This window comes from Mesorhizobium sp. M7A.F.Ca.CA.002.09.1.1 (genome assembly GCF_003998555.1).
Lineage (GTDB): Bacteria > Pseudomonadota > Alphaproteobacteria > Rhizobiales > Rhizobiaceae > Mesorhizobium > Mesorhizobium ciceri.
This window is the reverse complement of sequence record NZ_RZRR01000331.1, coordinates 1-5476: the sequence shown is the minus strand read 5'-3', so window position 1 is coordinate 5476 and position 5476 is coordinate 1. Positions and strand designations below refer to the sequence as shown.

Here is a 5476-nt window from a genome sequence, read left to right as displayed (position 1 = left end):
CAGTTTCTGCAGGAAGCGGGTCGCTTCGCTGAGATCGCCAAGTGCCGCGTCGAGAGCGTCGGCGGTGCGGCCGAAACCCTGCAGGTTCGAGGTCCGCACCGCTGCGGCCATATCAGCCAGTTCGGCGATATAACCATGCACATGGTCGCCGCCGCCGAGCGGCAGCTTGCGCATCACCAGATCGATCGCCTGAATGCCGTTGGTGCCCTCGTAGATCGGGGCGATGCGCGAATCACGATAGAAGGCGGCCGCTCCCGTCTCCTCGATGAAGCCCATGCCGCCATGAACCTGGAGGCCGAGTGAGGCAACCTCGACGCCGATATCGGTCGAGAACGCCTTTGCCAGCGGCGTCAGCAGATTGGCGCGGTCGCGCCAGTGGGCCGCCTCGTCACCGGCGGAGACACCGGCCATGTCGATGGCGTGGGCACAGGAATAGCTGATGGCGCGCGCGGTTTGGGTCAGCGCCTTCATGGTCAGCAGGTTACGCTGGACATCGGGGTGATGGACGATCGGCGCCATACCCGTGCCAGTGTAGCTCGCGGCCTTGCCCTGCCGGCGTTCATTGGCATAGGCGATCGCCTTCTGCGTTGCGGCTTCCGCGACCGCTACCCCCTGCATGCCGACACAAAGCCGCGCATTGTTCATCATCGTGAACATGCAGGCGAGGCCCTTGTTCTCCTCGCCGATCAGCCAGCCGATAGCGCCGGGCTTGGCGCCCTGGAAACCATCGCCATAGATCATGGTGCAGGTCGGCGAGGCGTGGATGCCGAGCTTGTGCTCAAGTCCGGAACAGAAGACATCGTTGCGCGCGCCGAGCGCGCCATCGTCGCCGACCAGGATTTTCGGCACCAGGAACAGCGATATGCCGCGCGTGCCGGCCGGCGCATCCGGTAGCCGCGCCAGCACCAGATGGATGATGTTGTCGGTGAAATCGTGCTCGCCATAGGTGATGAAGATTTTCTGGCCGAAGATGCGGTAGCTGCCGTCACCCACCGGCTCCGCGCGGGCGCGCAAGGCGGCGAGGTCCGAACCGGCTTGCGGCTCGGTCAGGTTCATCGTGCCCATCCACTCGCCGGAGACGAGCTTTCCGAGATACTTTGCCTTGAGGTCTGTGGAGGCGTGTTTGTCGAGCGCTTCGACAGCGCCCATGGTCAGCGTCGGGCCGATGCCGAAGGCCATGGCGGCGGAGTTCCACATTTCGAGCGCGGCAACGCCAAGCATGGTCGGCAGCGCCTGGCCGCCATATTCCTCAGGCCCGGAGAGCGCGTTCCAGCCGCCATCGATCCAGCGGCGATAGAGTTCCTTCCAGCCGGGTGGTGTGGTGACGGCAGCGTCCTTCAGCACGGCCCCTTGCCGATCGCCGATCGTGTAGAGCGGTGCGACCTCTTCAGTGGCGAAGCGGCCGGCCTCGCCAAGAACGGCATCGACCAGGTCATCGCCGAGATCGCCGAACCTGCCGGCATCGAGCGCCGATTTCATGCCGGCGACGTGCTTGAGCGTGAAGGCGATATCCTCGACCGGTGCCCTATACATGCCGCTTACTCCTTCCGATGCATCGGTCCTGCCGACCCTAGAGCCAGCGCCGCTGCAAAACCACCCGCCGTATCAGCGCTCTCCCATCTTCTTTTTACGTAAACGTCAAATTTTGTCACGCGGATTTTGCAATCGCGGCGGCGCGTATTAAGTTCAATCCATGCCGGATCAAGTCGACCGGCGACGGATCAGAACCAGCCAACCGGAACAGCCCATGCTTGCCAGACCCGACGCCTATCGCTGCATCGAATGCGGCCTGCCCTATCGAGCGGAGGGGTTCTGCTACCATGGCGGCAGACTGGACCACGGGGCCGCCTACTGGTCGGATCGCGGCATATTATGCTCGCCGCAATGCTCACTCGCCCACCACCGCAAACGCGCCGCCGAGGGCACGCTGCGGCAAGAGCCGGCTCCGGACCCGTTTGAATTCTAGCAGCTGATGCGTCGCCAGCTTTTCTGAAGTCAGCCCCGAAAGTACTTCCTTAACCATAGCCGTTCAGGATTTGTCTTTGATCAACGGGGATTCCCTGTTTTGAAAAGGACGGCGCGTCTCCTTCGCCGCTTGAAGAGTGTCGTGCCGACGCCCTTCAAGCCATTGTTTCCTCCGCATGTCGTTGCCCCAAAACCGCTGCACACTTTTGGGCGACATGCGCTGGCGCTTCTCGCCTTGGCGGCGACGATGGCGCTGTCCACGGCGGCAAAGGCTTCGGATTTTTCCGAACCCTGGAAGAACGCCGACCGCGCTTTGGTGGTCGATGCCTACGAATACAATTCCATCGGTTGGGCCCAACTCGCCACCGACAAGCGGGTCGTCGGCTTCATCAACAAGGCCTCCGACGGCATGCCGCCGCCCTATTTCTGCCTGGGCAACGACATTGAGGTGAAGCTTTGCAAGGCGCTGTGGAAACGCCATGCGGTGACGCGCGAACTGTTCCAGACGCGCCGGGTGGTGGCCAAGGCACTCGGCCTGAAATGGGGCGCCTATCACCTTGCCCGCCCGGGCAATCCGGTCGAACAGGCCAACAATTTCCTCGATTTCGCCGAGCCTGCGCCCGACGATCTCATGGCTCTCGACATTGAGGGCAATGATCCCTCGCAATGGATGTCGCTCGACGATGCCGAGGAGTTCGTCCGCCAGGTGCATCGGCGCATCGGCCGTTTCCCGGTGCTGTACACCAACGGCAAGACCGCCCAGTACATTGCCGACAACAGCTACCGATACCGGCTCCTGTCGCGGCTGCCGCTCTGGTATGCCCGCTATAAGTCCGACATCGACGTGCATTTTCCGATGGGCAACTGGCAAGGCTACGCACTGTGGCAGTTTTCGGCGCAAGCCAATTGCGGCCGTTTCCGCTGCCCTTACAGGGTTGCCGGCACGCCTAACGACATAGACGTCAATGTCGCGCCGACCGACGCCGCCACGCTGCGCGCGCAATGGCCGTTCGGCGGGCTTATCGACGTGCCGCCGGACTATCTCGCCTCCATACCGCTGCCGGTTTCACGCGAGGCCGGCCTCGCCGGCAATGTCACCATCACCTATGCGTCTGTGGCCGCGCCGCCGACTTTCGAGGACATGGTCGCAGCGTTGGGCACACGCTGGTCCCGTTTCCGCGACGGCTTCCGCATGCCGGTCGTGAAGACGGTGCCCCGGAGACCGAGTTTCGGCATTGTCCAATATGTCGCCTGGAAGCGGACCGAGCGGCGTTCGCCCGCACAACTCGACGCTGCGTTTGCCGCTGCCGATCCGCTCAGCACCGCTTCGACCGAACTCGACCGCGGCCAGCGGTAAGCCAACGCGGACTTCAGGTTCCCTGTTCGCGCGCCACCGCCTGCCAGCCGATATCGCGGCGGCTGAACCCGTCCGGCCAGTCGATGCGGTCGAGCGCGGCATAGGCTCGTTTCTGCGCCTCGCCGACCGTGGCGCCTGATGCCGTCACGTTGAGGACGCGGCCGCCATTGGCCACCAGCGCGCCGCCATTGATGGCGGTGCCGGCGTGGAAGACCTGGACGCCGTCGCTTGCCGCGTCTTCGACGCCGCGGATGACCGAGCCTTTTTCCGGCCTGCCGGGATAGCCTCTCGCCGCCATCACCACGGTCAATGCCGCCTCGTCGCGCCAGCGCACCGAAGTATGTGCCAACTGGCCGTCGGTTGCCGCGTTGAGCAGGACCAGCAGATCATCCTCCAGCCGCATCATCAGCACCTGGCATTCCGGATCGCCGAAGCGGGTGTTGTATTCGATCAGCTTCGGCCCCTTGTCGGTGATCATCAGCCCGGCAAACAGCACGCCGGAGAAAGGCGCGCCCAGTTCGGCCATGCCGCGCATGGTCGGCTCGATGATCTCACGCATGGTGCGCTCGACCAGTTCCGGCGTCATCACCGGTGCCGGCGAATAGGCCCCCATGCCGCCAGTGTTCGGACCGGTGTCGCCGTCGCCGACGCGCTTGTGATCCTGCGCGGTGCCGAAGGGCAGTGCGGTGGTACCGTCGCAAAGACAGAAGAAGCTCGCCTCCTCGCCGGTCATGAATTCCTCGACCACAACTTCCGCGCCGGCGGCGCCGAAGGAACCATCGAAGCAGGCATCGAGGGCTGCCTGTGCTTCACTGAGCGTCATGGCGACGGTGACGCCCTTGCCGGCAGCGAGCCCGTCGGCCTTGATGACGATCGGCGCCCCGGTCTTTTCGACATAGGCCCTGGCCGAGGCCAGGTCACTGAAACGGCCATAGGCGGCGGTCGGGATGTTGTAGCGGGCGCAGAGGTCCTTGGTGAAACCTTTCGAGCCTTCCAGCTGTGCCGCTGCCTTGGAGGGACCGAAGACGCGGATATTTTCGGCGCGCAGATCGTCGGCAATACCGGCGACCAGCGGGCCTTCCGGACCGACCACGACGAGGTCGATTTTTTTCTCCCGGCAGAATGCGGTGACCGCGGCGTGATCGGCGATGTCGAGCTTGACCAGTTCGGCCTCGCCGCCAATGCCCGGATTGCCGGGGGCGGCATAAAGCTTCGTCAGCAGCGGCGACGCGGCGATCTTCCAGGCGAGCGCATGTTCGCGGCCGCCGGAGCCCAGAAGAAGAACGTTCATGGCCACCTCTTGATGCCGAAATTCTGCTCTGGCGGCCATCTGATGGCGTTTTCTGCGCTTCCCGTTCTACTGCGTGCAGTAGAACTGAGCTCACGGACCAAATGTCCGCTCCGCTGCGGTTCTCGAAACCACCACCATATGACTCGCCAGAGCGAATTTCGAAACAGTCTCTTGGAGACCCGCTATTGCTCTCCGGGCGACGGGTCAAGGCATCAGGGTGTTTAGATCGCAATTGCGCACGGGAACGTTATCCCCGCAGAAAATTGGCGGCGGATACCGCCGCCAATTTTCTGGCGATTCGCTAGGCGGAGAAAACCACCGGAAACCAGTCCTCGCGCAGCCTCTCGCCCGGCTGCATGCCGTGGCCATGATAGGGCGGCGAGGTGCGGCCCGGCCGCTCGACATAGCGCGCATCGTCACCGACCCAGCGCAGCGACAGCGCCCGGCGCCGCGCCGCGGTCATATTGCCACGCGCGCCATGCGCGGTCCTGAAGTCGAACAGGATGGCGTCGCCCGGCTCCATTTCCCATTCGAGCACCTTCATCGAAGGGTCCTTGTCGGGATCGGGCACCGGCAGATAGTCGCCCTCGCCGGCATAGAAATTGCTATCGTCGAGCCAGCGCACCGGCAGGATCATCTTGTCCCATTTGTGCGAGCCGGCGATCAGCCGCAGCGTCGCCTCTTTCACCGGGTCGATGGGTATCCAGAAGCTCACCGTCTGTTGGCCATCGACGAAATAGTAGGGGATGTCCTGATGCCAGGGCGTCGGCTTCTGCGTGCCGGGTTCCTTCACCAGCACATGATCATGGAAGAACTGCGCGGTGCGCGACTGCATCACCGCCGCCGCCAGTTCGGCGGCGGGT

At 63.8% G+C, this 5476-nt stretch carries 5 protein-coding genes; 2 read left to right on the top strand and 3 right to left on the bottom strand.

All coding sequences use genetic code 11. From position 1 onward, the window contains the following. Positions 1-1533, bottom strand: a 1533-nt coding sequence (locus tag EN994_RS16070) for an acyl-CoA dehydrogenase family protein (protein WP_127307637.1), incomplete at its 3' end; no start/stop codon positions are given. A gap of 214 nt (positions 1534-1747) precedes the next feature. Between EN994_RS16070 and EN994_RS16065 the strand changes: the two genes are divergently transcribed. Together EN994_RS16065 and EN994_RS16060 are read left to right on the top strand one after the other, a co-directional pair. After that, positions 1748-1966, top strand: coding sequence for a hypothetical protein (locus tag EN994_RS16065; RefSeq protein WP_013532811.1), 219 nt, complete (start codon positions 1748-1750; stop codon positions 1964-1966). 246 nt (positions 1967-2212) lie between these two features. Then, positions 2213-3322, top strand: a complete 1110-nt coding sequence (locus EN994_RS16060; protein WP_032809930.1) for a glycoside hydrolase family 25 protein — start codon at positions 2213-2215, stop codon at positions 3320-3322. 13 nt (positions 3323-3335) lie between these two features. Here EN994_RS16060 and purD read toward each other — a convergent pair whose 3' ends face one another. Next, the gene (purD, locus tag EN994_RS16055; protein ID WP_127307636.1) at positions 3336-4613 is read right to left on the bottom strand and encodes a phosphoribosylamine--glycine ligase; all 1278 of its coding nucleotides are present in this window, start codon (positions 4611-4613) and stop codon (positions 3336-3338) included. Positions 4614-4914: 301 nt separating this feature from the next. Next, positions 4915-5476: phytanoyl-CoA dioxygenase family protein (locus tag EN994_RS16050; protein ID WP_127307635.1), on the bottom strand; the 562-nt coding region annotated here is incomplete at its 5' end.

Excerpts from the sequence above, each read along its gene's own strand:
- EN994_RS16065 (WP_013532811.1), top strand. The coding sequence starts at position 1,748 with ATGCTTGCCAGACCCGACGCCTATCGCTGCATCGAATGCGGCCTGCCC.
- EN994_RS16060 (WP_032809930.1), top strand. The coding sequence starts at position 2,213 with ATGGCGCTGTCCACGGCGGCAAAGGCTTCGGATTTTTCCGAACCCTGG.
- purD (WP_127307636.1), bottom strand. The coding sequence starts at position 4,613 with ATGAACGTTCTTCTTCTGGGCTCCGGCGGCCGCGAACATGCGCTCGCC.